Source organism: Advenella sp. FME57 (assembly GCF_014897675.1).
Classification (GTDB): Bacteria; Pseudomonadota; Gammaproteobacteria; order Burkholderiales; family Burkholderiaceae_B; genus Advenella.
On sequence record NZ_JABUXU010000008.1, the window covers coordinates 97,698 to 122,484 of the forward strand.

The following is a 24,787-nucleotide window of genomic DNA, read 5'->3' on the forward strand; positions in this document are numbered from 1 at the left end:
CCACCAGGCCAGCCTTCGACGCAACCCTATCACTTTCAGGAACTACTAAGATGAGCCATTATCCCGTACCGCCAGCGCAACAGCATTTGCGCCATCTCGAGCCCGAGAGCTGGAAACATGTCAATCGTCATCTGGTTGCCAAAGCCATTGCCGAATTTTCTCATGAACAGATTTTGACGCCTGCGCGCAGTGACGCGCCTCATGACGCTCGTCATGCGGCCCATGACGATAGCCTGCAGGACTATGTACTGGTGTCCGACGATGGGCAAACGCAATACAAGTACCTGGCTCGTCCCATGATGTTACGGCACTGGCATATTTCAGAACCGTCGGTCACCCGTATCTGCAATGGCCAGACACTCGAACCTGACGCCTTGTCGTTTATTATCGACTTTAAGGAAACGCTGGCCATACCTGCTGACAAACTGCCGGTGTATCTCGATGAAATAAGCAGTACGTTGTATGGCGCAGCGTACAAGCGATGCCACCAGTCACTGGACAGCAAGGATCTGTTGCATGCAGACTACCAGCAGATAGAAGCGGCCATGACCGAGGGGCATCCGGGTTTTGTTGCCAATAACGGTCGCATTGGTTTTAATGTGTTCGATTATGAAAGCTATACGCCGGAAACCGGCAATCGCTTCACGCTGGTATGGCTGGCGGTACATCGCAACCATGCTCATTTCGCGTCACTCTCCACGCTGGAATATGACAGTTTTGTTCGCCAGGAACTGGGGTCGCAACGGGTGGCTGACTATCGCGCGCAGGTGCAGGCACTGGGGCTTGACCCCGATCATTATCTGTTCATGCCTACGCATCCATGGCAGTGGTTCAATCGTTTGAGTATTGCGTTTGCCGCAGACATTGCACAACGCAACATTGTGTACCTGGGTATTGGCCAGGATACGTATCAGGCGCAGCAATCGATCCGCACCTATTTCAATCACACGGATCAAGACAAATGCTATGTAAAAACCTCCCTGTCCATCCTTAACATGGGCTTTATGCGTGGTCTGTCTCCTTATTACATGGCAGGTACGCCGGCAATCAACGAATGGCTCAAGCAACTGATTGGCAATGATGCTTTTTTACGCCAGAACGGTTTTGATATCCTCCAGGAAGTGGCCTCTATCGGCTACACCAATCGCTATTACGAGGCCGCACTGAAGAAGGACAGCCCTTACAAAAAAATGCTGTCTGTGTTATGGCGTGAAAGCCCGGCCGCCAAAGTGCAGAAAACAGAACGGCTGATGACCATGGCATCGTTGCTGCATCGTGACCGCGACGGACAGGCGCTGTTGCCACTGATGATTGAGCAGTCCGGCTTGTCTGGCAGTCAATGGCTAAGCCGCTATTTCGACGCTTTCCTGGTGCCTGTGGTGCATTGTTTCTATGCCTATGAGCTGGTGTTCATGCCGCATGGCGAGAATCTGATCATGGTCATGGACCACAGTAATGTGCCGCAGCGCTGCATCATGAAGGACATTGCCGAAGAGAGCGCGATTCTGGATCAGGACTTCGACATTCCGGAGCATATCGCCCGGCTCAAGGTAAGCGTGCCGGAAGACTACAAAATATTGGGAATATTCATCGATATTTTTGATGGCGTGTTCAGGCATATGAGCGACATCCTGCACAGCAGTGGCTGCTGCAACGAAGAACAGTTCTGGATGCTGGCTGCGCTGTCCGTCAAACGGTATCAGCAGGCGCATCCGGCGTTGGCCGACAAATTCGGTCGCTACGACTTCTTTGCAGATGATTTCAGACACTCATGCCTGAACCGCCTGCAATTGAAAAACAATCTGCAGATGGTGGATCTGTCGGACACGGCCGGCAGCCTGACCATGGCCGAGAACCTGCCCAATCCCGTCGCACGCTTTCGCGCGCTGTCTGTGGCCGAGCTGGAGGCCTCAAACCTGATGCCGCAGCCCGAACCCGCCTGATCTTTCCGGAGAATTCGTATGGACCTTGCAGACATTCCGAAGCTGGCTTCTCCACTGCCTGTCAGTGCCTATTTTGATCAGGCGGTATATGAGCAGGAGCAGAAGCACATTTTCCGTTGCTGCCCGCTTTATGCGGGGCATGAAAACAGCGTGCCAGAAGTGCAGGACTGGTACGCGCTGCCACAGGAAAACGGCGGGCGGGTATTGGTACACAACGCCGATGGCATCAAACTGATGTCCAATGTGTGCCGCCACCGCCAGGCATTGATGCTGGGCAGCTACAGCACCAACTGCGAGCTGACCGAACATCGCGGTTCGCTGGGACAGACCGGCGGCAATATTGTCTGCCCGATCCATGCCTGGACCTATCGTGCGGATGGCGAGCTTCTATCGGCGCCGCAGTTTGAAATTCGTCAGTGCAAAAAGCTGGAGTCCTCTCCCTTGCTGAACATGAGCGGTTTTTTGTTTGAGCATCCTTCCGGTCTGCCGCACGATATTCACACGCTGTTTGATGAACTGGGGCATGATCTTTCCCATTACCGGCTTGATCATGTAGAAACGCATAGCTGCCCATGCAACTGGAAAACTTTTATCGAAATCTACAATGACGATTATCATATCGGGCCGTTTCACCCGGGGCTAGGCAAATATGTGGAATGCGATGCCCTGCGCTGGGCTTATGGCAACTGGTATTGCAAGCAGACGGTTGGCGCCGAACAGACTCTGCAAAAGGGCGGTACACCGGTATATCGGGAATGGGAACGCCTGCTCAAAGAGTACATGGGCGATGAAACGCCTCAGTTCGGCGCAATCTGGATCGCTATTTATCCCACGCTAATGATTGAACTGTTCCCGCATGCGCTGGTGGTGTCGTCGCTGTTTCCCAAAGGTCCCGGGGAAACGCTTAATCTGATTGAATTTTATTATCCCGACGATGTATTGGCGTTCAGCCCGGAACTGGCCGAGTACCATCGCAAGGCCTATATGGAGACGGCCGAAGAGGATGACGAAATCGCGGTCAGAATAGATGAAGGACGTCGTGCGCTGTATTTGCGGGATCGCAATGACCACGGCCCCTATCAGATTCCGCTGGAAGAGGGGATGGCGCAATTTCATGCCTGGTATCGCACCATGATGAATATGGATAGCACACAACACCCAGTGCCGGGCACCTTCTGATACGGATTTGCAATAACGACATTTGCAATTGTTTCACCTGCTGCGTGATTATCGATAAACGCCCCGGCAATAGGTACATGTTTATTTTGCGATACAAGACATGTTGGGCCTTCAATGTGGTGTCCGACCCACGGTGTTGTGTTGGCAGCACGGCCGGCCTGCTGACCTCATTGCGCCAAACGCCGCCGCGCACCGCTGCGAGCAATGTGCTTGTCGCAAGGTGAAGAGGTGCCCGATCACCTCAGGCTGCAGGGTAGCGGTTGTTATGCCGGCGTTGCAGGCGTTCAATGCGACCATCGGCGGCTCGATGTAACGGCCGCCGCAACAGCATTGATGTGTTGCGGCGACGTCTGCGCGAAGCCATCCTGTCCAGCCTTTACCATTTTTTAGTGATGTCCAATATGCCATCGTTGCGCTGGCGGCGGCTGACTTCGTCTATGACCCATCTGGGGGCGCCGATATCTGCCAGCACATGCGAGTCCAGATGCTGGATCTGGCTGACCGCCGTTGACCAGGGGTCATCTTGATTGACTGCGTCGGGCAGGGCGGTCAATGCTCGGCGCCCTGCTTTGGAACGTAATGTCGCGAACAGTCTGCGAAGCCGGCTATCGCCTTTGGCGGTGCAGGCAAGGCTGGGGCAGGAAGGGGTCTGGATAGCAGTATTCATGATCTTTCCTTAAGCTCGATGTGTAGATAAGCATTGCTGGAAGCAGCACACTTATGGTAAGTTTAACCATCCATTTGACCGAATAAAATCAATGATTTTTAACTAGATTGGTCATTTTTTCTTACCAATCGTCTCTGGTGCAAGCAGAGACCTTACCCATTGTGAACGTGATGGCCAGAATCCCCTTAAATACGCTTCCCGCCTTTCGTACCGTAGCTGAGCTACAAAATCTGCGTGCCGCTGCAGAAGTGCTGCACCTGACACATAGCGCGGTCAGCCAGCAGATCCGCCAGTTGGAAAGCACGCTGGGGTTTGCACTGTTTGAACGCCAGGGCCGCAGGATCGTACTCAATGCAGCAGGCGCTACATTTTTGTGTTCCGTGCAGTCGGCGATGATTCAGCTTGAGGACGGGCTGCAATTGGCCAGGCTGGCTTCGGACAGCGTAGAGAAAAAACTGCGCATTTCGGTGGTGCCGTCGTTTGCGCAGCGCTGGTTGTTGCCGCGACTGGAGCGCTGGCGGGAACGCCATCCGGATATAGCACTTGAAATAACGGCATCTCAGCAAATTGTTGATCTGCAACGCGACGGATTCCATGCTGCGGTACGCGAGGGTATGGGGCCGTGGCAAGGCGTCGTGGCTGACCGTCTTTTTGAAGATCCCATGCCGCTGATTGTGGTCGGTTGCGCCGTGGATGCGCGCCGGCTTGTCGGCGCACCGCCCGCTGCCTTTCTCAAGGAACCGTTGCTGGGCGATCGAGGCGCCTGGCAGGCCTGGTTTGCTGCGGCCGGCTTGCAAGTGCCGTTCAATACCGTAGCCGAGTTCAACGATATGGGACTGATGCTGCAGGCTGCAGAACAGGGGCTGGGGCTGACGCTGGCGCGAGAGCTGCTTGCTGCAGATGCAATTCGCAATGGCAAGCTGATTCGCTTGTCACCGATCTCGGTCGCTTACGACACGGCGCATGCCATTCACCTTGTATACCGCCCGGCATTGCGCGACTGGCCTGCGTTAGCTGCCTTGCGCACCTGGATTACCGAGGAACTGGCTGCCTCGCGTGCGACCTTGTTGCAGGACGCGCGTAGCGAACAGGGCGGTGGCAATAGCCGGACAACGAATCAAAATGGCATGTGAGAAAATGCCAAGTGAAATTTTCGCGCTGCTGTAGTAAGCTGTATTGAACACGGAATATCGCACGGATCTGCTGAGTGCCGCGGGTGCCTGTACTGTTGGTGGTGCCGCGCCAACTGACGGCTGATCGAACTGGCGGCTTGCCAGGGTCTTGTTGATTATCCGACTGCTTTGTTAAAGAAGGAGAACAGTATGGCTGAATCTGCGAACACGACCGGCCGCTATATTGTGCTGTTACGGCACGGGCGAACTGAAGACGGAATACGGGATTTACAGCGCATTACCGGCGCTTCCATTGTCAAATCCGAAAACACGACCGACCGGCAATACACTACGCTGGAACTGAACTGTGCAATTGTTTTTGATCATATTGGTGCCGCCCTGATCCGTTGCGAAGTAGCCGCTGGCAATGCGATACAAACGGCCTCGCAACAGGCGCAGAGCAATATTCTGATGATTGAACCCGAGCGTAGCGTGCGTGCAATCGCGATACCGTCGAACCTGCCTGCGGGCACTGCACAAGGCGATTCCGATGCACAGGCAACTTGGGGCGTACGCGCCTGCGGTGTCGATCATTCAGACTACACCGGCAAGGGTATCCGTCTGGCTGTTCTGGACACCGGCCTGGACGTGCAGCATCAGGATTTTGCGCAGCGGCAGATCGAGTCGCGTTCCTTCGTGAGCGGTGCCCAGGTTCAGGATGAAAACGGCCATGGCACGCATTGCGCCGGTATTGCTGCGGGGATCCTGAAGCCGGTTGCCGGCCCTCGTTATGGCGTGGCCGGGCAAGCACAACTGTACATCGGCAAAGTGCTGGGCAATGACGGCAGCGGCGGCGACGGGAGTGTGCTCGATGGCATTGATTGGGCAGTGGGTGAGGGCTGCGAGATTATTTCCCTGTCACTGGGCAGTCCCGCCAAGGAAGGAGACAGTTATTCACAAATTTTCGAAGAAGTAGCAAAGCGCGCTTTGGCCGCCGGCACATTGATTATTGCTGCCGCAGGCAATGAAAGCCAACGACCCGACTACATCGCGCCGGTCTCGCATCCGGCCAATTGTCCATCCATTGTCGCGGTGGCTGCCATTGACGAGCATATGGCGGTAGCCCCCTTTTCCAGCGGGGGCGTGCAAAATGACGGCGGGCAAGTGGACATTGCGGCGCCGGGCGTCGATGTGCTTTCGTCATGGCCGAGTCCGGAAAATTACAATACCATCAGCGGAACCAGCATGGCCACGCCGTTCGTTGCCGGGGTGGCTGCGCTGTTTGCCCAGTCCGATCCTGCTGCCAGGGGCAGCATATTGCGGGATCGCATAGTGCAAAATGCACGCCCATTGCCATTACCACAGCGCGATGTAGGACGCGGACTGGTTCAGGCGCCCGGACATCCGGCCGCAGTCAATGGCCAGGGCATGGGCTCGTAAATGCGCCGATGAAAAACATTCAGGAGAGGGCGATGGTACGCATTACTTTGACGGTGTTGGTCAAGGAGACCTATCGGAATCGCTTTTCTGTGGTTGTGGAAGACTGTCGCCGGCAAGGCATGGTCGTAGAACGGGAAATGACCGCCCTGGGCCTGTTCTCGGGCAATATCGAGGCTGAAAAAGTGACTGAACTGCGTGCTGTAGAGGGCGTGGCTGCCGTGGAGGCAGACAGACCTATGCGGCCGTACTGCTAAACAGGCGGACTGCACCAGCACCGACGATAGCGCGTTGAGCTTCATTTGTTGTAAAAAGGTACGCTATTTAATAGAAATGACAATGAGAATAGTTTACATTAACTACTAATTCAGTTACAGTACCGCGACATAACATTGTTTTATATCGTCCGTCGCACGATCCTCAGATCCGCGTCGTCTCACCGGCATTTTTCCCCCTATGAAATCTTCACACAGCACACGGTCTGCCTTCCTGACCGGCGTTTTTTTTCTTTCTGCTCTGGCAGCTACATCGGCCTGGGCTCATAACCCGGTCGCTTCCTGCAAGGCGGTAGGTGCAGACAAAGTACTGTGCAAAGGCGGGTTCTCCGACGGTTCGGCGGCGCCGGGTGTCACGCTGGATGTCATCTCCTATGATGAAAAAATGCTGCTTCCGGGGAAATTGTCCCCGGAGTCCACCCTGGAATTCAAGAAGCCGGAGCAGGAGTTTTACATTCTGTTCGACGCGGGCCCGGGCCACGTGGTAGAGATCGACCAGAGCGAGATCACGCAATGACGGTACAGGCCATTCGGCCTGCCGGTGCGGGACATGAAACGGGCGCGGTTCTGGCGGTGTGCGCAGGTATTGTGCTGCTTGCTACGCTGACAATCGTGTTGCGAACCACAAGTGCACCGGTGTCGCAGATACAGACAGACCAGATAGATGCACGCCACGGCTTGACTGCGGCGGAGCAGGGCGTGTACGCCGATCTGCTGGTTGCTGCCGAGGAGGTCGGTTTCGCGCAGACGCCGCCTCAGGTCAGCGATCTGGCCGAGCAGATGATTCCACCCTTTGTGGTGGACGCCTCCACGGGACGGCGTGGTGGTCACGACTGGCACATGAAGCAGGAAGGCCAGGTGGTTGCCTATATCGGCGTCACGCAAGCCCCAACGACTGCGGGCTCAATGTTGTTGCGGGTGACGCACTCACCAGGCGCCGCTAGTTATGCCAAGGAGCAAGACAGCCCGGCTCAGGTCTGGCTGTACAAAACGACAGATGCGGCGGCGCAGGTTCCCGCTGCCCTGAACCCGGACAGCCTGACACAGGAAGGCTGGCAGCAGATTGTCTCGCAATTTGACGCCGGCGCTACTCGCCACCAACACTAGTGCAGCAGCACTCAACCTCTTTTTTCTCAACACTCATGATGTCTTTTTTGCTGTCTGTTTTTGCCGGTCGGGTTCGCGCCTTGTCTTTTTTTTGCGGCTCAGTGATATTGCTGAGCGTCTGCAGCGTTGCCGGCGCCAAGGTGTTGCGCATCGGCGTGACCTTGCATCCCTATTATAGCTACGTCGCCAATATTGTCGGTGACAGGGCGCAAGTGGTTCCGCTTATTCCCGCAGGCTTCAATCCGCATGCGTATGAACCCCGGGCTGAAGATATCAAGCGCATCAATGACTTGGACGTGATTGTGGTCAACGGGATCGGCCACGATGATTTTGCCGATCGCATGATCCAGGCTAGTGACAACGCCAAGGTGCCACTGATCGAAGCCAACGCCAATGTGCCCTTGCTGGCAGCGACGGGGTCAGCTGCCCGTGCCGGTAGCGGCGCCTCATCAGGAAAGATTGTGAACCCTCACACCTTTCTGTCGGTAACCGGTTCCATCGCCCAGGTCAACACCATTGCGCGTGAATTGGCGAAGATGGACCCGGACAATGCCCAGGCGTACCGGGAAAATGCCCGCAAGTACACGAAAAAGCTGCGGACCTTGCGTGCGCAGGCATTGCAGCGTTTGGCCAGTGTGCCTGCTGGCGTAATGCGCGTGGCCACAATTCACGGGGCCTATGATTATCTGTTGCGCGAATTCGGGCTGGAAGTGACGGCAGTGGTTGAACCTGCACATGGGATTGAACCCAGTCCGGCCCAGCTTAAGGGCACGATTGACCAGTTGAAGAAGCTGGATGTGAATGTGATTTTTTCAGAAATGGATTTTCCGTCAACGTATGTGGATACGATTCGCAACGAGACCGGTGTTCGTCTTTATCCCTTGACGCATATTTCCTATGGCCAATACTCGGCCGACAAGCTGGAGACCGAGACGGCCAAGAACCTGGATACCGTAGTGCGGGCAATGCAGGAGTCCGGCAAATGACAGGCCCGTGCGTCGACATGCGCCAGGTCCGGCTCTCGCTTGGGCAGACCCGGATTCTGCATAATATTGATCTTCATGTGCAGGCGGGCAGTATTCATGCGCTGATCGGCCCGAACGGCGCGGGTAAAAGCTCGCTTATCAAAACCCTGATGGGGCAAATGCCGCATCAGGGCGCATTGACGCTGACCTGGCCTGCACAGCCGGGCGTGATCGGATATGTGCCACAGGCACTGGAATTTGATCGGACCCTGCCCATGACGGTCAACGATTTCATGGGTGTCATGACACAGCGCCGACCAGCATTTTTCGGATTGTCCTCGCGCAATACCCATGCCATTGACGACGCCCTGTTGCGCGTTGGCATGCACAACAAGCGCAAGCGGCGCATGGGCGCACTCTCAGGCGGCGAGCGCCAGCGTATCATGCTGGCGCAGGCGCTCATTCCAGCCCCGTCGCTGCTGGTGCTGGATGAACCCATGGCGGCACTGGATGAAGCCGGCGTTGCCGTATTTGAAGATCTGCTTGGCTACTGGCGTAACAGCGGCGTTACCGTGCTGTGGGTAGAGCATGATCTTGATGCCGTCAGGCGCCTGGCCGACCAGGTCACCGGTCTGAACCACCGGGTTGTGTTTGAGGGTGAGCCTGCCAAGGTATTGTCGACCGAACAGTTGCTGGTCCTGTTTTCCGCTCATCCGCGCATGGATGCTCACCTGGCGGCGCCCGTGTCGCCTGCCCAAGCCAGGGTGGCGGCATGATCTTTGATACGATTCGCACGCTGCTGCAGCAATGGGCTCAGGACGGGGTGCTTCCGCAAATGTTTACGTATGGTTTCGTGGTCAATGCCTTTATGGCCGGCTTGATCATCGGGCCATTGCTGGGCGGACTGGGCACACTGGTTGTGGTCAAGCGATTTGCCTTTTTCTCCGAAGCGGTAGGGCATGCCGCCATGACTGGCGTGGCCATCGGGATTCTTGTCGGTGAACCCTACACCGGTCCATATGGGAGTCTATTCGGGTTCTGTCTGTTATTCGGTATTTTGCTCAATTATCTGCGCAACCGTACCGGTCTGGCCTCGGATACCTTGATCGGTGTTTTTCTATCAATTTCACTGGCATTGGGTGGCAGCTTGCTGCTGTTGCTGGCAGGCAAGATCAATATTCATATTCTGGAAAACGTCTTGTTCGGTTCGGTACTGACGGTCACCTCGCAAGACCTGCTGGTGCTCAGTGTCATCGGGTTGCTGACCGCATGCCTGGCGCTGTTCAATTACAACCATCTGATTCTGTCCAGCTTCAATGTACAGCTGGCAGCGGTACGCAAAGTGCGCACGACACTGATGGACTATCTGTTTGTTGTGCTGGTCACGCTGGTGACCGTTGCGGCGGTCAAGGTCATTGGTGCAATCCTGGTTGGTGCATTGCTGGTTATTCCTGCGGCCACAGCAAGAATTCTGGCGCAATCGATGCGCGGCTTTTTCTGGCTGTCAATTGCGATCGCGATTGTCAGTACCCTGGCAGGTATTCTTCTGCCGATCCAGTTCGCTTTACCGGTACCCTCGGGCGCAGCCATCATCCTGGTTGCCGGTAGCGTGTTTATTCTCTCGGCGCTGGCCAGGGGATTTATCCCTGCATTGAAAGGAACAACGGCATGAAGCCGATTGCTGTCTCTCCCCCCTATTTTTTCCAGATACGACTGGCGCTGCTGACGCTATGCATGGCAACGGCGCTGGCCAATCCATCGCTGGCCCAGGATGAAGTTAAGACGCGCAGCCGTAGTGCTGCAGACGCTGCGACTCAAGGCAATTTGGCTTCTGGCATGGCCCCTGGTGCTGCGGCCTCGGCTGCGCAGAACCGGCAGGCAACAACCGTTGTGGCAGCGCATCCGGTTGTCTACGGGCTACTTCAGGCCCTGACGCAAGGTAGCGGTATCGTGCCGGGTCGGGCAACGCCCGCCAATTTGCCGGCATCCCGCCATTACTCCTATTTGTCGGGCCGTGGCGCGAAATCTTTTGATCGCGTCGTGCGAAATGCAGATGCGGTTGTTCATCTGCGTTCTATCTGGCCGGATGACCCGCTTTATCCGCAGGCACGAAAACACAATATTCGGGTCATTGAAATTGATGCCGCCAATCCCGTGGACCATGGTCTGCCTGGTATTGCCTCCACTGCAGACACTAACTCCGCAGCAGACTATCCCTGGCTCAATCCGGTAAATATGGGGCGGATGGCCGACATTATTGCATCTGACATTCAGCGGCTTGAACCGGGTGCCAAGGACAAAGTAGAGGCGAATTTGGCGACATTGCGCCAGCGCCTGATTGCCCTGAACGCCCAGGTGGAGTCTGCACTACTTGATGCACCGAATCTGTCTGTCGTTGTGTTGTCACCGCGGCTGCACTCGCTGGCCGGTGCCTTCAATCTTGATGTCGTGCCGGTGACCGCACAGGTCGACTGGGACGCGCAGGCGCTGGCCGCGCTGGGTAAAGTCATCAGGGACAATGGCGTGCATGCAGTTCTGCTGCACGAAGCCGCAAGCCCTGATGTGGCCGCCGCGATTACCGGCGCGGGCGCCAAACCGGTGATTGTGGAAACCGATGGCGACGACCCGGCGGCGGTGCTGGAAGCGGCAGGCAAGCGCCTGGTACAGGCACTGGTTGCCGGCAACCCGGGCTGATGTGGAACAGGCAAATTATGTTGATGACATCTGAATTGTTGATCATAGGCGAGGTTAGGTAAGCATGGTCAAGAAAAAATCCAAAGCCAAGCTCTGGTTCCTTATTCACAGCTGGCTGGCATTGCCGATCTGGGGCTTTATCTTTTTCATTTGCCTGACCGGCAGTATTGCGACGGTCAGCCAGGAAATCGAGTGGTTGGCCAGCCCGATGGTGCGGGCCAACCCGCCAGCCGGCAACCCCAGAATGCTGACCTATGATGAGGTTTTGGCGCGCGTTGAGCAGGCCCATCCGGGATCGGTGGTCAACTCCATACGCCGGCCGGTCAAATCGCAGTTTGCCCTGACGGTCAATACCAGTTATCAGGATGGCAAGTCTGGCAGGTTGTATGTCAATCCCTACACGGGCGAGATCCAGGGCCAGATTTCCGGCTTTGATTTCAGGCAATTCGTGCGGGCATTGCACGGCTGGCTGCTGGTGCCATTTACCAACGGCTTTGCCTGGGGCTGGTATGCCGTCTCATTGCTGGGCATTCCCATGCTGATTTCCCTGATTACCGGTCTGGTGGTATACAAGCGATTCTGGCGTGGCTACGTCAAGCCCCGGCTGCGTCTCGGCCAGGGCGCGCGCATTTTCTGGGGGGACTTTCACAGACTGGCCGGTATCTGGTCTGTGCCGTTCATTGCCATTATCAGTGTGACAGCCATCTGGTTCCTGATTGAAGCCGTTTTGTTCGACAACAGTATTTCCATTTCGACGGCGCCGCCGCCTGCCATGGTGCAACGCCAGGATGTCCCCACGCGCACGGACGGATCGTCCCGGAGCCTGTTGCTGTCGCCCGATCAGGCCGTGGCAAAGGCCAAAGGGCATTTTCCGGACATGCAGGCCGAATCCATTTTTCTGCCGGCCAATGCCTATAGCCACTATACGGTGACAGGGCGCAGCAGCTATCCGCTCATTCTTGAGCGAGCATCGGTCAATCCGTATACAGGCAATGTGGATTCCTCACGCACTGTGTCGGATTATTCCGGCCTGGAACTGGTGACCGAGTCCATGCGCCCGCTGCACACCGGGGATTTTGCCGGGCTCTGGCTCAAACTGGTGTATTTCTTCTTTGGTCTTTTGCTGACCATGATGGTTCTGTCAGGGATGTTGATCTGGACCAAACGAACGGCAAAGGAAACGGCCGGCATGCTTCGTGAACACCGCCAGTCACGCCGGCAAAATACGGCTGTGAGCCATGGGGGAAAACCGTCGCCAGCGGCAGCGGGCGCACGCTTTATGAAAACAGAAAAGGGCGCATCATGAATAGTCAGGCTCAGGCAATCCGGTCCGGGTCATGGACGGGCATCAAGGTTTGGTGGTATCGCTGGCGTTTTCACCTGAGTGTTCTGGCCATTTTGATCCCGCTGTGTTTCGTACCGCGTTATATAAAAGACCAGGCACTGTTCTCGGGTGATCTGGGACTGGGCGTACACGATCTGGGCACCAAAAAAGTGGGCCCTTGGGAAGTGCATATGGCTGAGTTCGATGCCATGGCGCCACGACGGGATGGCACAGCTGGTTTTGTAAAAACTTTTTCGGTGTCCCTGTGCGAGTCATGCCGCAGTGCAGTCCGTGCAGTCTACCTGCGTGTAGGCAAGCCGCGCAGCCTGCGCACCGCGGGCGCCATTGGTTTTGGCAGTGTTTACAACATGCAAATTGGTGTACTGATTCCCAAAGATACGCTGCCGGATGCGCAATTATGGCTTACCGCCGAAGGCTGGGACGGGTCATCGTATTCGACCTCATTCCCGCTGGCCGAGGCCTCGCCGATCACCTTAAAATGGCTCGGCCAGCGCTGACCCACTTATGACATTTGTCATACGACCGTCTTATTTTTGCCTCAAATAGCACTGTATTGAACACCATTGCAGATTCAATCATTGGACTTACGCCGGATTATGAAAACAACCTCACGCCACGCCCCTTCATTGCTTATGCGCGCCTTGCCGCTGGCGCTCTGTGCATCTACCGCTGCGGTACATGCACAAACCGTTTCAGCGCCTGCCGCAGCTGAAGCAACCCGGCTCGAAGCGATCAACGCGACCGACGAGAACGTATCGGTGTCGGTACCTACGCCGGTGACCTATGCCGGCGGCCAGGTCGCGACGGGCGGCCAGGCCGGCATTCTTGGCAATGCGGACAATATGAGTTCGCCGTATATTATCAACAGCTATACCTCGAAATTGATTGAAGATCAGCAAGCGCGTACTTTAGGGGAAGCAATCAAGAATGATCCTACCGTGCAGGTTGGCAACGGTTATGGGAATTTTGCCGAAACCTTTGTGATACGGGGCTTTCCGCTGAACAACGACGATCTTGCCTTCAACGGACTATATGGTATTTTGCCGCGCCAGGTACTGCCGACAGAAATGATCGAGCGTGTGGAAATTTTCAAGGGTGCCAGTGCCTTTCTTAATGGGGCGTCTCCCGGCGGCAGTGGCCTGGGCGGTTTGATCAACATCCAGCCAAAGCGCGGCACCGATGAGCCGCTGACTCGGCTCAATGTCGACTATACCGGACGGGGGCAAGTGGGCGGCGGTGTGGATATCGGTCGTCGCTGGGGTGATGCCGGCCAGTTCGGGATCCGGCTGAACGCCGCCCATCGCGATGGACAAATGTCCACCAGGGATGCCGATGCCAGGACGTCCGTACTTACGCTTGGGCTGGATTATCGTGGTGAGCGGTTGCGCGCGTCGCTGGATGTGGGCTATCAGAATGTTCGCTTCGATCAGGCCCGCCCGACCATCACGCTGACCGGGGACGGCGTGCCTGATGCGCCGTCCACCAGCGTCAATTACGCGCAGCCCTGGGCCTGGTCGAAATTGCAAAGCACCTATGCCGTTGCCCGGGTTGAATACGATCTGAGTGAAAACTGGATGGCCTACGCCGCCATTGGCACCAGTCGCGACAAAGAAGACGGCCTCTACTCAGGGGCCAAGGTGAACGGCGATGGCATCGGTGCACACAGTCCGTTGCGCACGCCCTATGAGCGCGATACCGTGACCGGCGAAGTGGGGTTGCGGGGACGGTTTGTGACCGGTTCTGTGGGGCACCAGGTGAATCTGGGTGTATCGGCGTTGCGTTCGAGTAATCACAGCGCCTATCAATTGTTCGCCAGTCAGGATCGGGATATCTTCAATCCGATAGACTCTCCATATCCGGACCGGGTAACGTTATCGGGCGGCGATATTGATAATCCCGGCAAAGTGGACCGCTCTATTCTACGCAGTATTGCCTTGTCCGACACATTATCGTTTCTGGACGAACGCATTCTGGTCACGCTGGGCGTGCGCCACCAGAACCTTCGCTATACGGCCTATGATTACACGGGAGCGGCGTCGTCCGACTATGACAAATCAATTATTACGCCGTTCGCAGGCATCGTCTTCAAGCCACTGAACAACGTATCGCTCTATGCCAATTACATTGAGGGCTTGACGCGGGGCGAGACGGCGCCGCTTACAGCAAACAACCGTAATGAAGTCTTCAAGCCGGCACGTACCAAGCAGATAGAGGCCGGCATCAAAGTTGATATGGGCGATTACGGTGCCAGTCTGGCGGCCTTTCAGCTTGAAAAGCCAGAGTTCTATCTGGACAGTGAAACCCAGATTTTTGGTGCTGCTGGCCAACAGCGCAATCGGGGTGTCGAGCTTAGTATCTATGGCCAGCCAGCAGAAGGTGTCAGGCTTATTGGCGGTGTCACGTTCATGAATGCACGTTTGCAGAAAACCCAGGATGGCCTCAATGATGGCAATCATGCGCCGGGCGTACCCCGAGTGCAGGCGACCATGGGTGCCGAATGGGATCCTGCCTTTGCGCCTGGCCTGACACTGCAGGGCTATGTAACCCGTCGCAGCAAGCAGTATGTCAACAAGGAAAACGAGGGCACTATTGCTGCGTGGACACGTGTGGATCTGGGCGCACGATACACGACGAACCTGGCAGGAAAAGACACGACCTTCCGTTTCGGGGTCGATAATGTGTTCAATAAACGTTATTGGGCAACAGTTGCGCCACAGTTCGGTCAGCTCACGGCAGGCAATGGCCGAACCGTGAAAGCGTCTGTATCGCTGTCGTTCTAGGCTCGCTTATTGTTGTTTGAATAATGCGCCGATCTCGCGCGTTATTCAAACGGGGCTTTTGCCGGCGAAGCGGACCATGAGCAGTTCGTCGCTATAGCCTGTTTCGTCCTTGAGGGATCTGGGCTCTTTGCCGTAGATTTCAAAGCCGGCCTCCTGATACAACTTAAGTGCCGGGGTGTTTGCCGCAGTCGCGGACAGGGTCACCTGCTCGTAATGTTGGTCGGCATACGCAAGAAGTCGGGTCAGCAATGCCTGTGCAATGCCCTGGCCTCGAACGTGTGATGCAACGAAGACGCCCCAGACGAAACCTTTATGTTGCTCGCGAACACCAAGCCAGGGTGCCAGGCCGGCAGTACCGACGATAGCGCCATCTTTGCGCGCGGCCCACACCTTGCTGGTGCGCAGGCGGTCGCGAAAAAATGCCAGCGGTTGCGCTGATTCGGCGGCATGGCTGGAGCCAAAAGCCTGCGGCGCGCTTTGCAATGCGGCCAGGCGAAACTGGCGAAAGGCAGCGGCATCGTCAGCATTGAGTATTGCTATTTCAAATGGAAGCATATTTCATATGTGAAGGAAAAGGTGTTTCTTGCCGATAATACTTCAAATTTCAAATGTGCTTGAGATGTGCTTGATAGATGTTCGTACCTTTGGCCGCAAGGCCGTGCCGGGGACCGGATAGATTGCTGGCAACCGCTTCATGCAGCCACCCGTTCGCTGTGGCGCTGGCAAACACAATGGCTATAAAGTTGCCAAGCGCGGGCCCCCGGTCTTTGGCAAGATCGGCGACGCCCATATCTTCGTGCGCCAGCGCTGCCCGTATCACGGTTGCAATGGCCGTCGGCGGCCAGCTAACTGCACGCGATTGTGCAGCGGTCAGAGCGTATTGAGGGGGATTTTCAGGTAGCGTACGCCATTGTGTTCCGGCTCCGGCAGCTTGCCGCCACGTACGTTCACCTGTATGGACGGCAATAGCAGTTTTGGCGTGGAAAGGGTCGCATCGCGCTGGGTGCGCATCGCCACAAATTCGGATTCGGATATGCCTTCATGCACATGAATATTCTGCTTGCGTTCTGCTTCGATGGTGGTTTCCCATGCAAATTCATCCCGGCCCGGTGCCTTGTAGTCATGGCACATAAATACCCGCGCGTAGCCTGGCAAGCGAAGCAGGCGTTGAATCGAGCGATAAAGGGTGCGCGCGTCACCTCCGGGAAAATCACAGCGGGCCGTCCCGTAATCGGGCATGAACAAGGTATCGCCGGCAAATACGCAATCGCCGATAATATAGGTCAGGCAGGCTGGCGTATGGCCCGGAACGTGCAGCACTGTGGCAGGCAGGCTGCCAATCTGGAAAGTCTCGCCGTCGTCGAACAGATGATCAAAGTCGTCCGCGTTGCCGCGTTGCGCACCTTGGGTGTTGTATATGTTCGCAAACGCGCGCTGAACCTGGCCAATGTGCTTGCCTATGGCCAATTGCCCGCCCAACTGCGCGGCCAGAATCGGCGCGGCCGACAGATGGTCGGCATGTGCATGCGTTTCCAGCAGCCATTGCACTTGCAATTGATGTGACCGGACGTAATCAATGATCGGCTGCACCGATGTGGCTGAGGTTCTGCCCGAGGCGGCATCGTAATCCAGTACGCTGTCGATCACCGCGCACTGCGAATCATTGGGCGCATGTACAACATAGCTGATCGTGTTGGTCGCTTCGTCAAAAAAGCTCTTAACGACAGGGATGCGCATGGGGTGATGACGAGTGTCGGCTATTTGCTGCGCTGCCTGATGGCACGCCGGATCGTGAGAGACGTCTGACATAGTGGGCTCCGGGTTACAGGGTGAAAATAGTATTTAATTACTTAAAGTAATAAACATATATTCAAACATCATAACAAAATGCCGCGTAAACGTCACGCGGATCCGATGCCGGGGTGATCGACAGACAAAATGATGGGCGCAACAACAAGTCGGCAGGTGGCTCTTGCCTGGTGGATGATCGGTTATGCGTCCCGGACAATGCCAGCCGAACCGGGTTTTCTACCAGGTACGCACTGGTACGCCAGGAGCGCGATGTGAAGTGCGTTTACCATTTTGCGCTTGCAGCCGCTTTACGCCCGAACGCCTGATGGGTTCAAGCCGACGATGCCGTGGTGGTGACGGGTCCTGGTGGTCCCTATGGTGTATTGGTAGCAGCTGGCGGCGGGATATTGCCTGGTGCTTGATTGGATACGGCAGGTGGCATATAGCGTTGCATGCTTACGTGCCTGCCATGCCAGACATGGATACTGCCTACTATCAGTAGCGTTGCTACAATTGGAATCAGAAAAGCGCCAGCAGTCAAACGATGCGTTTTGCCCGCGTAGTAACGCGCGCCAGCGATACATAGAATTAGCGTACTGACCAGAAGGCCGCCAAGCACATCTGAAAACCAGTGTGCGCCAAGATAGATGCGCGAGACCGCGATGAGCAGCGCGAATCCCATTGCACAGCAAACGGTGAGGATGCGGGCAGCCCGTTTTTCAATGCAGGGATAAATCAGAATGCAAAGCAAACCATACAGCACAATATTGCCTGTTGTATGACCACTGGGAAAGGAATAGGCACTCCAGCCGGAGTACATCATGTCTCCTGGCCGGGTCCGCACTATTGCTGCCTTGATGGCGGTATTAATAACCGCGGCGCTGATGATTGTCAGCACCCAGTAACCGGCCGTGCGCCAGGATTTCCGGACCAGTAGCCAGAGTGCGACAACGCCGACGATGATGGTCACCATGAACGTATCGCCCAGCTGCGTTATCGCAATCAATATATCGTCCAGCCACGGTGTACGCAAGAGCTGCAACTGCCGGTAAATAGCCTGGTCGGCGGCGAACAGCCGGCCATCAATGCGCACATTGATTAGAATCAGTAGAAACAGGGCACAGGCCAGTGCAGCAAGATAATAGGGCCAGTAAGAGCGGTTTCGGATTATTGTATACGGTGACATGCAATATAGCTTTGAGGTAGATGACAAACCGAGGCTTGTCGATAGGAAGCGACTGAAGATAAAATCATACCTGTTTCAACCGCTTAACAGGGTACAGTATGCGTCATTCCAAATTCAAATCTTTTTTGCTTGCAACATTGGGCAGTGTTGTTTTTGCCGGCCAGGTTTACGCTGCCGACGTCTATCCGGCCGACCTGGTAAAACAGGAGCCTCGGGTAGCCAGTGCGTTTGCGGGCCTGACAAAAACCATTGTCGCCAAGCACGCATGGGTGCGTGACTTTGGTGTGACAACGCCCGTTGAAGAAACAACGCTTAACAACGAAAGCTATGTGCGGCTGTCGGGTTGCAAACCGCATGATTGTCCATCAGAAAAATATGTGGTGCTCGTTTCTAGAAAGAACAACCATGCCGTGGGTGCGTTTTTAACGAACCAGCAAGCGGCTGCGGGCGCTTTATCTGACAGCACAATTCAATGGCTTGGGCAACCCACCGATGAACAGGTAGCCGTGCTGGCTGCAGCGTTGTTTCCAGCTGCTGACAATTAAGCCATTTTATCCGGCTGCTAACAATCAGACCATTGCGCTTGTGCAGCCAGCCTGCGCAACCCATATTGCAGCGATACATGCAGCGATACATCATGGCGCACTTGACACTGCAATGTTGTGGTCAATGGCAAACGGGTTTGGATTGCCATTGTCTGGGTTCCCATCGTTTGGATTGGTATTGGTGATGCTATCATTGGTTTGCAGCCATTGCATGGTGTTCAGGCCACGACTGCGCTCCCGGAGTGCTTGGCGCTCTCGCCAAGAACTCGCAAAGACACCGCTGAGCGCCCATTCAGAATCCGTTCAGAATTCGCTCAAAATCCGATACGCGATTGCCAACCGGTCTGCAACCGGATAGTTTTTATTGGCCAGGATCACAATCCCAAGCTTGCGTGCCGGCACGAAGGCTACATAGGCGCCAAATCCATTGGTGGATCCCGTTTTGTTTATCCATACATCGTCACGCGGCGCCACGGGCGGCACCAGCGCTTTTACCGGCTGCGGCTTAAGTGCAAAATCGGCAGCATTGCCGTGCAGTAAAGACTCGAGTGTCACGGGGTATGGATATTGCTCCCAGATCAGATCCTGCGTCATTGCTGCGGTCTGGAAATAACCGGTGTGCGTGTTTGTTACCGCTGCCTGCAAATGCTCATCCAGGTTTGTCATGTGCATATTGCTTTTGAGAAACCGCACCATATCTGCACTGGTGGATTTTGCACCGTAAGCCTCTGCCCACAGAACTGCCTTGCTTACCCGCGCTGGCGTGTCCTGTTTGGTGTAGCCCTGCGCGTAATCGGCCACCTTATGTTCGGGAATGTCGATATAAGTGTTGGTCAGTCCCAGACCTGCGTATATCTGTTTTTCCATCAAGGGTATGAAATCCTGGCCCATCGCCTTTGCCGTAATTAGCCCCAGCATGCCAATGCCCGGATTGCTATAGGTTCTTTGCGTCCCTTTTTCAAACGGTGGTTTCCATTGATGTAGATAGGACATCAGTTGCTCATTGTTTCTGATCTGTTCGGGCACTTGTAGCGGAAAGCCGCCGGGCGTATGGGTGCCCAGTTGCATCAGGCTGACGGAACCAAATGCGGTTTTCTGCATTTGCGGCAGATGGGTCGCTACCGTGTCGGTCAGCTTCAAATGCCCTGTGGCCTGTGCATAGCTTGCCAGTGTCGCCGTAAAGGTTTTACTGATCGAACCCAGTTCAAAAAGGGTGGAGGAAGTCACAGTGCTTGCGGTTTGTCGGGAGGCAACACCATAATTGAACAGATAGGTGTTCCCCTGCGCAATCACGCCAACGGCCATACCGGGAATGCCGTGCTTTTTCATCACAGGCATAACCGATGCGTCTACCCGTTGTTTTATAGTGTTCTGGTCTTGCGCGGCGTAACCGGCCGTCGAGGTTATGACGCCTGTTATCAAGGTCAGGGCAGCCAGCAGTGGGGTCAAAGGAGTGTTCATGGGCGAAGGATAAAAGTGGATGAAAATAGGAATGTCTCGTATTGTCGCTCGTGCGCTTATGGCTGATAAGCCTGGATTGGTAACAAAATGCGAGGACGGGCAGGTTGCGATGTCTCGTCGGGCACGCGTGCCAGGCTGCAGGGCAAGCAGTTCGGGTCGGATCATTATATTTCGAAACGAATGTCAGCTTATTTCAGATCAAGGAATTTCCAGTCTCAGCCAAGTAGACTTAGCGTTGTACGAATGTTTATTCACCTATCTATCGTACGTGTTCCCTGGTCAGAAATGGCCAGGTTTTTTTTCGCCAGTCGTCTGGATCAAAGGAGAAGGGGGGTGTTTGAATCGTCTGGTTTCAACCGGTTCCTACGCAGTCGTAGTCGGTAACAGACGAACAGGCAGGCTGGGCGATCTGCGGACTGCTATCCTGTAAAAAAATAAATCCGATGCCAAGTCAATTGAGTGTCTCCAAAATTGCGCCTGAAGTTCATTGAGGCCAGCCTGGTGGGAAAGCAGACGATGCGTAATATTCTCATTCAGTTCTGCCGGACAAGTTGTTTGCAATTTAAGTACGATTGTTGATCTGGCTGGTCAAGTGATCCTCATTTAACATCTCGTCCCTTCCAACTGTCCTTCACCAAGTTATAAAAATGCGTGGCTGCAGCAGGCAAAGATTTATTCTTTCTCGACAAAATGCCAATTTCCCGCGTAGCGGCTGGCGAGCGTAGAGGAACGCTTTGCAACTGACTTGTATCCATGAGACGCAATGCCAATTTGGGGACGGCAGCAATGCCTGCCCCAGCCGCAACCATTGCCCCCACTACAGAAATATTATCGATAACGTAATGAGCGTTCGGAACTGACTTGGCCAAGATGTCATCGGTCACGTGTCGGATGCTGCTAATCGGACCGCTTGAAACAAACGGGCGGTTATTAAACACTTTCCAATCCACAATTTTCATACTGGCTAGCGGATCGCTCTTCGGGCATATCAATACGAATGGATCGGTAAGTAGTGGCATGAACGACAGACCTGCTACAGACGAAGTTTGTTCAATAGAAAATCCCATGTGAGCGATACCTTCTGACACTGCCTGCGCGACTTGTCCAGCGGAAGCAGCCCGAACAACAAGGCGTACTTGCGGGTGTGTTTGTTGGAATGTTTGCGCTGCCTGCGGAAGGATTGCCGCAGCTACAGAAGGAAGGGCCCAAATATTGACGACACCTCGACGACCCGTGATGAATTCAGAAAGATCACTCAATGAGTCCTGAAACTCCGAAATCACCCGCGTAGCAATAGGCACTAATTCGGCGCCAGCATCAGTTAATGTCACCCGATGCTTGTCCCGATCAAAAAGCGTTGTATTTAGCTTGCTTTCCGCCCCTTGTATTCTTCTGCTGAGTGCCGGCTGTGACACATTCGCTTTCTCGGCCGCTATACGAAAACTGAGGTTGTCGGCCACGAGTAGAACGGCCTCTAGCTCTGGGATCGTCAATCGGATATTTGTCATGGTGATGCAGTATTGTTATTGCCGAAATAGAAATATATCACTTTCCGTATCAAATTATGCAAGCTATAGTTGGTTTTTGACGCAAGCTGACACCAGGATGGCAGGCCAGCGGCGCATCAAATTGCAAAGATCGTGTCGTAATATCCGGAGATGAAGCGTGAGTGATGAACAGCACAGGGGGCTACGTATAGGCGTAGGTGCAGGCATGGCCGATGATCGCATCGGACCCGCTCTTGAATTGCTCAAACGTTGTCAACTTGACTACCTGGTATGTGAGTGCCTGGCAGAACGTACCATCGCGCGTGAAACGCTTGCCCGCCAGCATGATAGTAGTAAAGGCTTCAATCCCATGCTGGAAGAACGCATGCATAACTTTCTGCCTTTATGTCATGAGCATGGTGTGCGCCTGGTCTCGAACATGGGTGCTGCCAATCCGGTTGGCGCTGCAAAGGCGGCGCTTGACATTGGTAAAGGGCATGGTTGGAAGGATCTTAAATGTGCTGCGGTTGTCGGAGATGATGTCCTGGATCAGGTACGGGTCCACCCCGAGCTACAGCTGAACGATTGCCAACTTCCCTTGGAGGAAATACTCCCAAAATTAGCTTCGGCAAACGCATACCTGGGGGCGGATATCGTACGTGATGGGCTGGCAACCGGTGCGCATGTCGTCATGACGGGACGTGTTGCAGACCCATCTCTGTTTCTGGGAGTGGCCATGCACCATCACGGTTGGTTGGATGATGATCTGCCCCGGCTGGCAGCGGGAACCATCATGGGACATCTCCTGGAATGCTCAGCTCAAATAACGGGTGGTTATTTTGCAGATCCTGGCAAAAAAGACGTGCCTCGGCTGGCTGAATTAGCTTACCCCTATGCTGACCTTTCCAGTGATGGTGAACTATTTATCTCCAAGCCAGAAGGCTCGGGCGGGCGGTTGGACAGAATGACGTGCACCGAACAAGCTTTGTACGAAATACATGATCCGAATGCGTACATTACCCCCGACTGCGTACTCAGCTTGCAAGACTTGAATTTCGAAGAGATCACCCAGGATCGTGTAGCAGTACGAGGCGCGCGTGCGCGACCGCGTACCGATACCTATAAAGCGGTAGTAGGGTATTTTGATGGCTGGATTGGCGTGGGCGAAGTTTCATACGCAGGCATCAACGCCATCGCACGGGCTCGGCTTGCCGCAGACATCGTTCAGGAGCGTTTCAATCTTGATGGCGGTGTTGCTAACGAGCTTCAGATCGACCTGATTGGCATCACGAGCCTGCACGGCTCATCCCCACACGCGCCAGCCAGCGACCCCTATGAGGTCCGACTGCGCATCGCTGCCCGATGTCCGGACAAGAAGAGCGCCATGCTCCTGGGAGAGCACGTCAGGCAATTGAACATGCAAGGCCCGTTTGGTGCGGGCGGGCCGGTTAATTTTGGCGCAAAAGAGATCATTGCCGTGGACTCTGTATTGATTCCCCGGTCGTGGGTCAATCCTCACGTTGTCGTGATAGGAGAATAACGATGGCAATACGCGTCTATGATCTCGCTCACGCACGCTCTGGCGACAAGGGGAACACATTGAACGTGGCGGTAATTGCTTACGACGATGAATCGTGGAGGATTTTGCGCAAAGAATTGACTGAGGAGAGGGTAATGCAAGCATACATGCATCTGGGCGCCAAATCGGTCGTTCGCTATGAAGTCGACAGTCTAAAGGCGCTCAATTTTGTTATCCACGACGTTCTGGCAGGTGGCGTGACACGGTCACTGCGTATAGACCCGCATGGTAAATCTCTCAGCGCGCTGGTTCTTGGCATAGTATTGCCGGCAGCTATCTGACAATCTTCACCGTTTAAAGGATTCTCATGTATCCGCCAGCAGAAAACCTCCCTACAGAAGTATTCGCCAGACTGCCGAAATCATTCTATCTGAGCGATTCGTCGTCCACTTGGCTTGAGGCGCGTCATGTAAAAATGCACTCTTTTCTCGAAGGGCCCTCGTTTGATCGCTCAGGCAACTTGTGGTGTGTCGATCTGGCACATAGCCGCATCTTGCGGGTGGACCCCAAAGGCGAATTTGAAGTTGTGCTCCAGTACGATGGTGAGCCCAATGGCCTGAAGATTCATCGCGACGGGCGCATCTTCGTTGCTGACCATTTGCATGGCCTCATGATACTTGAGCCAGATGCCGGAACGATCAAGCCCTATCTACAGCACGTGATGCGTGAAGGACTTAAAGGCCTGAATGATCTCTTTTTTGCGTCCAACGGCGATCTATATTTTACTGACCAGGGTGAAAGCGCGCTCAATAACCCTACCGGCCGTGTATTCAGGCTGCGCGCGGATGGAAAATCGGTGGAGTTACTGATGGACCGTCTGGCCGGGCCGAATGGTCTCGTAATGAACAAAGCGGAGAATGTTCTTTATGTGGCGATCACGCATGACAACGCGGTCTATGCCTTACGGATAGAACCAGACGGCAGTATGAAGAAGGCCAGTAGGTATATCCAGCTTTCGGGAAGTACTGCCGGTCCCGATGGCCTGGCTATTGATGAGGCCGGCAATCTGGCGGTCGTTCACGCTCAAGCAGGAACGGTATGGCTATTTAGCCCCCTAGGCGAGCCGCTGTATCGCATTCGATCATGCGCAGGACTACGCACGACTAACGTAGCCTTCGGGGGCGAAGATGGGCGCACGTTGTATATCACCGAAGCAGAACAAGGGGTCATTCTTTGTGCCCAACTGCCGCACCCTGGCATACCTATGTATTCCCATAAAAGCTAGAAAAATCTG

General features: G+C 54.9%; 25 protein-coding genes. 18 read left to right on the forward strand and 7 right to left on the reverse strand.

The window, feature by feature from the left end; all coding sequences use genetic code 11:
* Window positions 1–50: 50 nt before the first annotated feature.
* Both INT32_RS11030 and INT32_RS11035 read left to right on the forward strand, forming a co-directional pair.
* Entirely contained in the window at window positions 51–1,943 is a 1,893-nt protein-coding gene (locus INT32_RS11030) for an IucA/IucC family siderophore biosynthesis protein (protein ID WP_226816934.1), read from the forward strand.
* Window positions 1,944–1,961: 18 nt separating this feature from the next.
* Window positions 1,962–3,122, forward strand: a complete 1,161-nt coding sequence (locus tag INT32_RS11035; protein ID WP_193088782.1) for an aromatic ring-hydroxylating dioxygenase subunit alpha — start codon at window positions 1,962–1,964, stop codon at window positions 3,120–3,122.
* A gap of 376 nt (window positions 3,123–3,498) precedes the next feature.
* Here the strand turns inward: INT32_RS11035 and INT32_RS11040 are convergent, their stop codons facing one another.
* Window positions 3,499–3,789, reverse strand: a complete 291-nt coding sequence (locus INT32_RS11040; RefSeq protein WP_193088783.1) for a hypothetical protein — start codon at window positions 3,787–3,789, stop codon at window positions 3,499–3,501.
* A gap of 170 nt (window positions 3,790–3,959) precedes the next feature.
* Here INT32_RS11040 and INT32_RS11045 point away from each other — a divergent pair, with 170 nt between their 5' ends.
* From INT32_RS11045 to INT32_RS11100, 12 genes are all read left to right on the forward strand, one after another.
* Entirely contained in the window at window positions 3,960–4,922 is a 963-nt protein-coding gene (locus tag INT32_RS11045) for a LysR substrate-binding domain-containing protein (protein ID WP_226816906.1), read from the forward strand.
* Between the two features lie 189 nt (window positions 4,923–5,111).
* Window positions 5,112–6,341, forward strand: a complete 1,230-nt coding sequence (locus tag INT32_RS11050; RefSeq protein ID WP_193088784.1) for a S8 family serine peptidase — start codon at window positions 5,112–5,114, stop codon at window positions 6,339–6,341.
* Window positions 6,342–6,373: 32 nt separating this feature from the next.
* Complete coding sequence (locus INT32_RS11055) at window positions 6,374–6,595, forward strand: hypothetical protein (protein WP_193088785.1); 222 nt, start codon at window positions 6,374–6,376, stop codon at window positions 6,593–6,595.
* 199 nt (window positions 6,596–6,794) lie between these two features.
* Complete coding sequence (locus INT32_RS11060; protein ID WP_226816908.1) at window positions 6,795–7,130, forward strand: hypothetical protein; 336 nt, start codon at window positions 6,795–6,797, stop codon at window positions 7,128–7,130.
* Window positions 7,127–7,720: a DUF6162 family protein gene (locus tag INT32_RS11065; RefSeq protein WP_193088786.1), complete on the forward strand. Its 594-nt coding sequence runs from the start codon at window positions 7,127–7,129 to the stop codon at window positions 7,718–7,720. The genes INT32_RS11060 and INT32_RS11065 overlap by 4 nt, the downstream gene beginning before the upstream one ends.
* A 35-nt stretch (window positions 7,721–7,755) precedes the next feature.
* Entirely contained in the window at window positions 7,756–8,706 is a 951-nt protein-coding gene (locus INT32_RS11070; RefSeq protein WP_226816910.1) for a metal ABC transporter solute-binding protein, Zn/Mn family, read from the forward strand.
* Complete coding sequence (locus INT32_RS11075) at window positions 8,703–9,461, forward strand: metal ABC transporter ATP-binding protein (RefSeq protein ID WP_193088787.1); 759 nt, start codon at window positions 8,703–8,705, stop codon at window positions 9,459–9,461. Before INT32_RS11070 ends, INT32_RS11075 begins: the two co-directional genes overlap by 4 nt.
* A gap of 59 nt (window positions 9,462–9,520) precedes the next feature.
* The gene (locus INT32_RS11080; RefSeq protein ID WP_370540219.1) at window positions 9,521–10,357 is read left to right on the forward strand and encodes a metal ABC transporter permease; all 837 of its coding nucleotides are present in this window, start codon (window positions 9,521–9,523) and stop codon (window positions 10,355–10,357) included.
* Window positions 10,354–11,379 (forward strand): metal ABC transporter solute-binding protein, Zn/Mn family, encoded by a 1,026-nt coding sequence (locus INT32_RS11085; protein ID WP_226816911.1) that lies wholly within the window; start codon window positions 10,354–10,356, stop codon window positions 11,377–11,379. Before INT32_RS11080 ends, INT32_RS11085 begins: the two co-directional genes overlap by 4 nt.
* 64 nt (window positions 11,380–11,443) lie before the next feature.
* Complete coding sequence (locus tag INT32_RS11090) at window positions 11,444–12,685, forward strand: PepSY domain-containing protein (protein ID WP_193088789.1); 1,242 nt, start codon at window positions 11,444–11,446, stop codon at window positions 12,683–12,685.
* Entirely contained in the window at window positions 12,682–13,221 is a 540-nt protein-coding gene (locus INT32_RS11095) for a thiamine pyrophosphate-binding protein (protein WP_193088790.1), read from the forward strand. Before INT32_RS11090 ends, INT32_RS11095 begins: the two co-directional genes overlap by 4 nt.
* 99 nt (window positions 13,222–13,320) lie before the next feature.
* A complete protein-coding gene (locus INT32_RS11100; protein ID WP_193088791.1) occupies window positions 13,321–15,504 on the forward strand; it encodes a TonB-dependent siderophore receptor in 2,184 nt (727 codons plus the stop codon).
* Between the two features lie 45 nt (window positions 15,505–15,549).
* On the opposite strand, the gene INT32_RS11105 is transcribed toward INT32_RS11100, so the two are convergent.
* The 4 genes from INT32_RS11105 to INT32_RS11120 form a co-directional block, all read right to left on the reverse strand.
* Window positions 15,550–16,059: a GNAT family N-acetyltransferase gene (locus INT32_RS11105; RefSeq protein ID WP_193088792.1), complete on the reverse strand. Its 510-nt coding sequence runs from the start codon at window positions 16,057–16,059 to the stop codon at window positions 15,550–15,552.
* A 49-nt stretch (window positions 16,060–16,108) separates the two neighbouring features.
* Complete coding sequence (locus INT32_RS11110) at window positions 16,109–16,324, reverse strand: hypothetical protein (RefSeq protein WP_193088793.1); 216 nt, start codon at window positions 16,322–16,324, stop codon at window positions 16,109–16,111.
* A 50-nt stretch (window positions 16,325–16,374) separates the two neighbouring features.
* On the reverse strand, window positions 16,375–17,313 hold the full coding sequence (locus INT32_RS11115) for an MBL fold metallo-hydrolase (RefSeq protein ID WP_193088794.1): 939 nt from the start codon (window positions 17,311–17,313) through the stop codon (window positions 16,375–16,377).
* A 355-nt stretch (window positions 17,314–17,668) separates the two neighbouring features.
* Complete coding sequence (locus INT32_RS11120; RefSeq protein WP_193088795.1) at window positions 17,669–18,481, reverse strand: phosphatase PAP2 family protein; 813 nt, start codon at window positions 18,479–18,481, stop codon at window positions 17,669–17,671.
* A gap of 98 nt (window positions 18,482–18,579) precedes the next feature.
* On the opposite strand from INT32_RS11120, the gene INT32_RS11125 reads away from it, so the two are divergent.
* Window positions 18,580–19,026: an Ivy family c-type lysozyme inhibitor gene (locus tag INT32_RS11125; RefSeq protein ID WP_193088796.1), complete on the forward strand. Its 447-nt coding sequence runs from the start codon at window positions 18,580–18,582 to the stop codon at window positions 19,024–19,026.
* Between the two features lie 303 nt (window positions 19,027–19,329).
* Here INT32_RS11125 and ampC read toward each other — a convergent pair whose 3' ends face one another.
* Both ampC and INT32_RS11135 read right to left on the reverse strand, forming a co-directional pair.
* Entirely contained in the window at window positions 19,330–20,487 is a 1,158-nt protein-coding gene (gene ampC / locus INT32_RS11130; protein WP_193088886.1) for a class C beta-lactamase, read from the reverse strand.
* A gap of 599 nt (window positions 20,488–21,086) precedes the next feature.
* Entirely contained in the window at window positions 21,087–21,995 is a 909-nt protein-coding gene (locus INT32_RS11135; RefSeq protein WP_226816915.1) for a LysR family transcriptional regulator, read from the reverse strand.
* A 157-nt stretch (window positions 21,996–22,152) separates the two neighbouring features.
* Between INT32_RS11135 and INT32_RS11140 the strand changes: the two genes are divergently transcribed.
* From INT32_RS11140 to INT32_RS11150, 3 genes are read left to right on the forward strand one after another with little or no spacing between them, the layout of a single operon-like run.
* Window positions 22,153–23,514 carry an acyclic terpene utilization AtuA family protein gene (locus INT32_RS11140; protein ID WP_370540216.1) on the forward strand — a complete coding sequence of 454 codons (1,362 nt, stop codon included), beginning with the start codon at window positions 22,153–22,155 and terminating at the stop codon, window positions 23,512–23,514.
* A 2-nt stretch (window positions 23,515–23,516) separates the two neighbouring features.
* On the forward strand, window positions 23,517–23,834 hold the full coding sequence (locus INT32_RS11145) for a hypothetical protein (RefSeq protein WP_193088797.1): 318 nt from the start codon (window positions 23,517–23,519) through the stop codon (window positions 23,832–23,834).
* A 26-nt stretch (window positions 23,835–23,860) separates the two neighbouring features.
* On the forward strand, window positions 23,861–24,778 hold the full coding sequence (locus INT32_RS11150) for an SMP-30/gluconolactonase/LRE family protein (RefSeq protein WP_193088798.1): 918 nt from the start codon (window positions 23,861–23,863) through the stop codon (window positions 24,776–24,778).
* The last annotated feature ends 9 nt before the right edge of the window (window positions 24,779–24,787 follow it).

Coding starts and splice junctions, on each gene's coding strand:
- INT32_RS11040 (WP_193088783.1), bottom strand. CDS start 3,789: ATGAATACTGCTATCCAGACCCCTTCCTGCCCCAGCCTTGCCTGCACC.
- ampC (WP_193088886.1), bottom strand. CDS start 20,487: ATGAACACTCCTTTGACCCCACTGCTGGCTGCCCTGACCTTGATAACA.
- INT32_RS11095 (WP_193088790.1), top strand. CDS start 12,682: ATGAATAGTCAGGCTCAGGCAATCCGGTCCGGGTCATGGACGGGCATC.
- INT32_RS11050 (WP_193088784.1), top strand. CDS start 5,112: ATGGCTGAATCTGCGAACACGACCGGCCGCTATATTGTGCTGTTACGG.
- INT32_RS11080 (WP_370540219.1), top strand. CDS start 9,521: ATGTTTACGTATGGTTTCGTGGTCAATGCCTTTATGGCCGGCTTGATC.
- INT32_RS11100 (WP_193088791.1), top strand. CDS start 13,321: ATGAAAACAACCTCACGCCACGCCCCTTCATTGCTTATGCGCGCCTTG.
- INT32_RS11045 (WP_226816906.1), top strand. CDS start 3,960: ATGGCCAGAATCCCCTTAAATACGCTTCCCGCCTTTCGTACCGTAGCT.
- INT32_RS11030 (WP_226816934.1), top strand. CDS start 51: ATGAGCCATTATCCCGTACCGCCAGCGCAACAGCATTTGCGCCATCTC.
- INT32_RS11150 (WP_193088798.1), top strand. CDS start 23,861: ATGTATCCGCCAGCAGAAAACCTCCCTACAGAAGTATTCGCCAGACTG.
- INT32_RS11075 (WP_193088787.1), top strand. CDS start 8,703: ATGACAGGCCCGTGCGTCGACATGCGCCAGGTCCGGCTCTCGCTTGGG.
- INT32_RS11035 (WP_193088782.1), top strand. CDS start 1,962: ATGGACCTTGCAGACATTCCGAAGCTGGCTTCTCCACTGCCTGTCAGT.
- INT32_RS11135 (WP_226816915.1), bottom strand. CDS start 21,995: ATGACAAATATCCGATTGACGATCCCAGAGCTAGAGGCCGTTCTACTC.
- INT32_RS11090 (WP_193088789.1), top strand. CDS start 11,444: ATGGTCAAGAAAAAATCCAAAGCCAAGCTCTGGTTCCTTATTCACAGC.
- INT32_RS11070 (WP_226816910.1), top strand. CDS start 7,756: ATGATGTCTTTTTTGCTGTCTGTTTTTGCCGGTCGGGTTCGCGCCTTG.
- INT32_RS11085 (WP_226816911.1), top strand. CDS start 10,354: ATGAAGCCGATTGCTGTCTCTCCCCCCTATTTTTTCCAGATACGACTG.
- INT32_RS11125 (WP_193088796.1), top strand. CDS start 18,580: ATGCGTCATTCCAAATTCAAATCTTTTTTGCTTGCAACATTGGGCAGT.
- INT32_RS11115 (WP_193088794.1), bottom strand. CDS start 17,313: ATGTCAGACGTCTCTCACGATCCGGCGTGCCATCAGGCAGCGCAGCAA.
- INT32_RS11060 (WP_226816908.1), top strand. CDS start 6,795: ATGAAATCTTCACACAGCACACGGTCTGCCTTCCTGACCGGCGTTTTT.
- INT32_RS11145 (WP_193088797.1), top strand. CDS start 23,517: ATGGCAATACGCGTCTATGATCTCGCTCACGCACGCTCTGGCGACAAG.
- INT32_RS11055 (WP_193088785.1), top strand. CDS start 6,374: ATGGTACGCATTACTTTGACGGTGTTGGTCAAGGAGACCTATCGGAAT.
- INT32_RS11120 (WP_193088795.1), bottom strand. CDS start 18,481: ATGTCACCGTATACAATAATCCGAAACCGCTCTTACTGGCCCTATTAT.
- INT32_RS11105 (WP_193088792.1), bottom strand. CDS start 16,059: ATGCTTCCATTTGAAATAGCAATACTCAATGCTGACGATGCCGCTGCC.
- INT32_RS11065 (WP_193088786.1), top strand. CDS start 7,127: ATGACGGTACAGGCCATTCGGCCTGCCGGTGCGGGACATGAAACGGGC.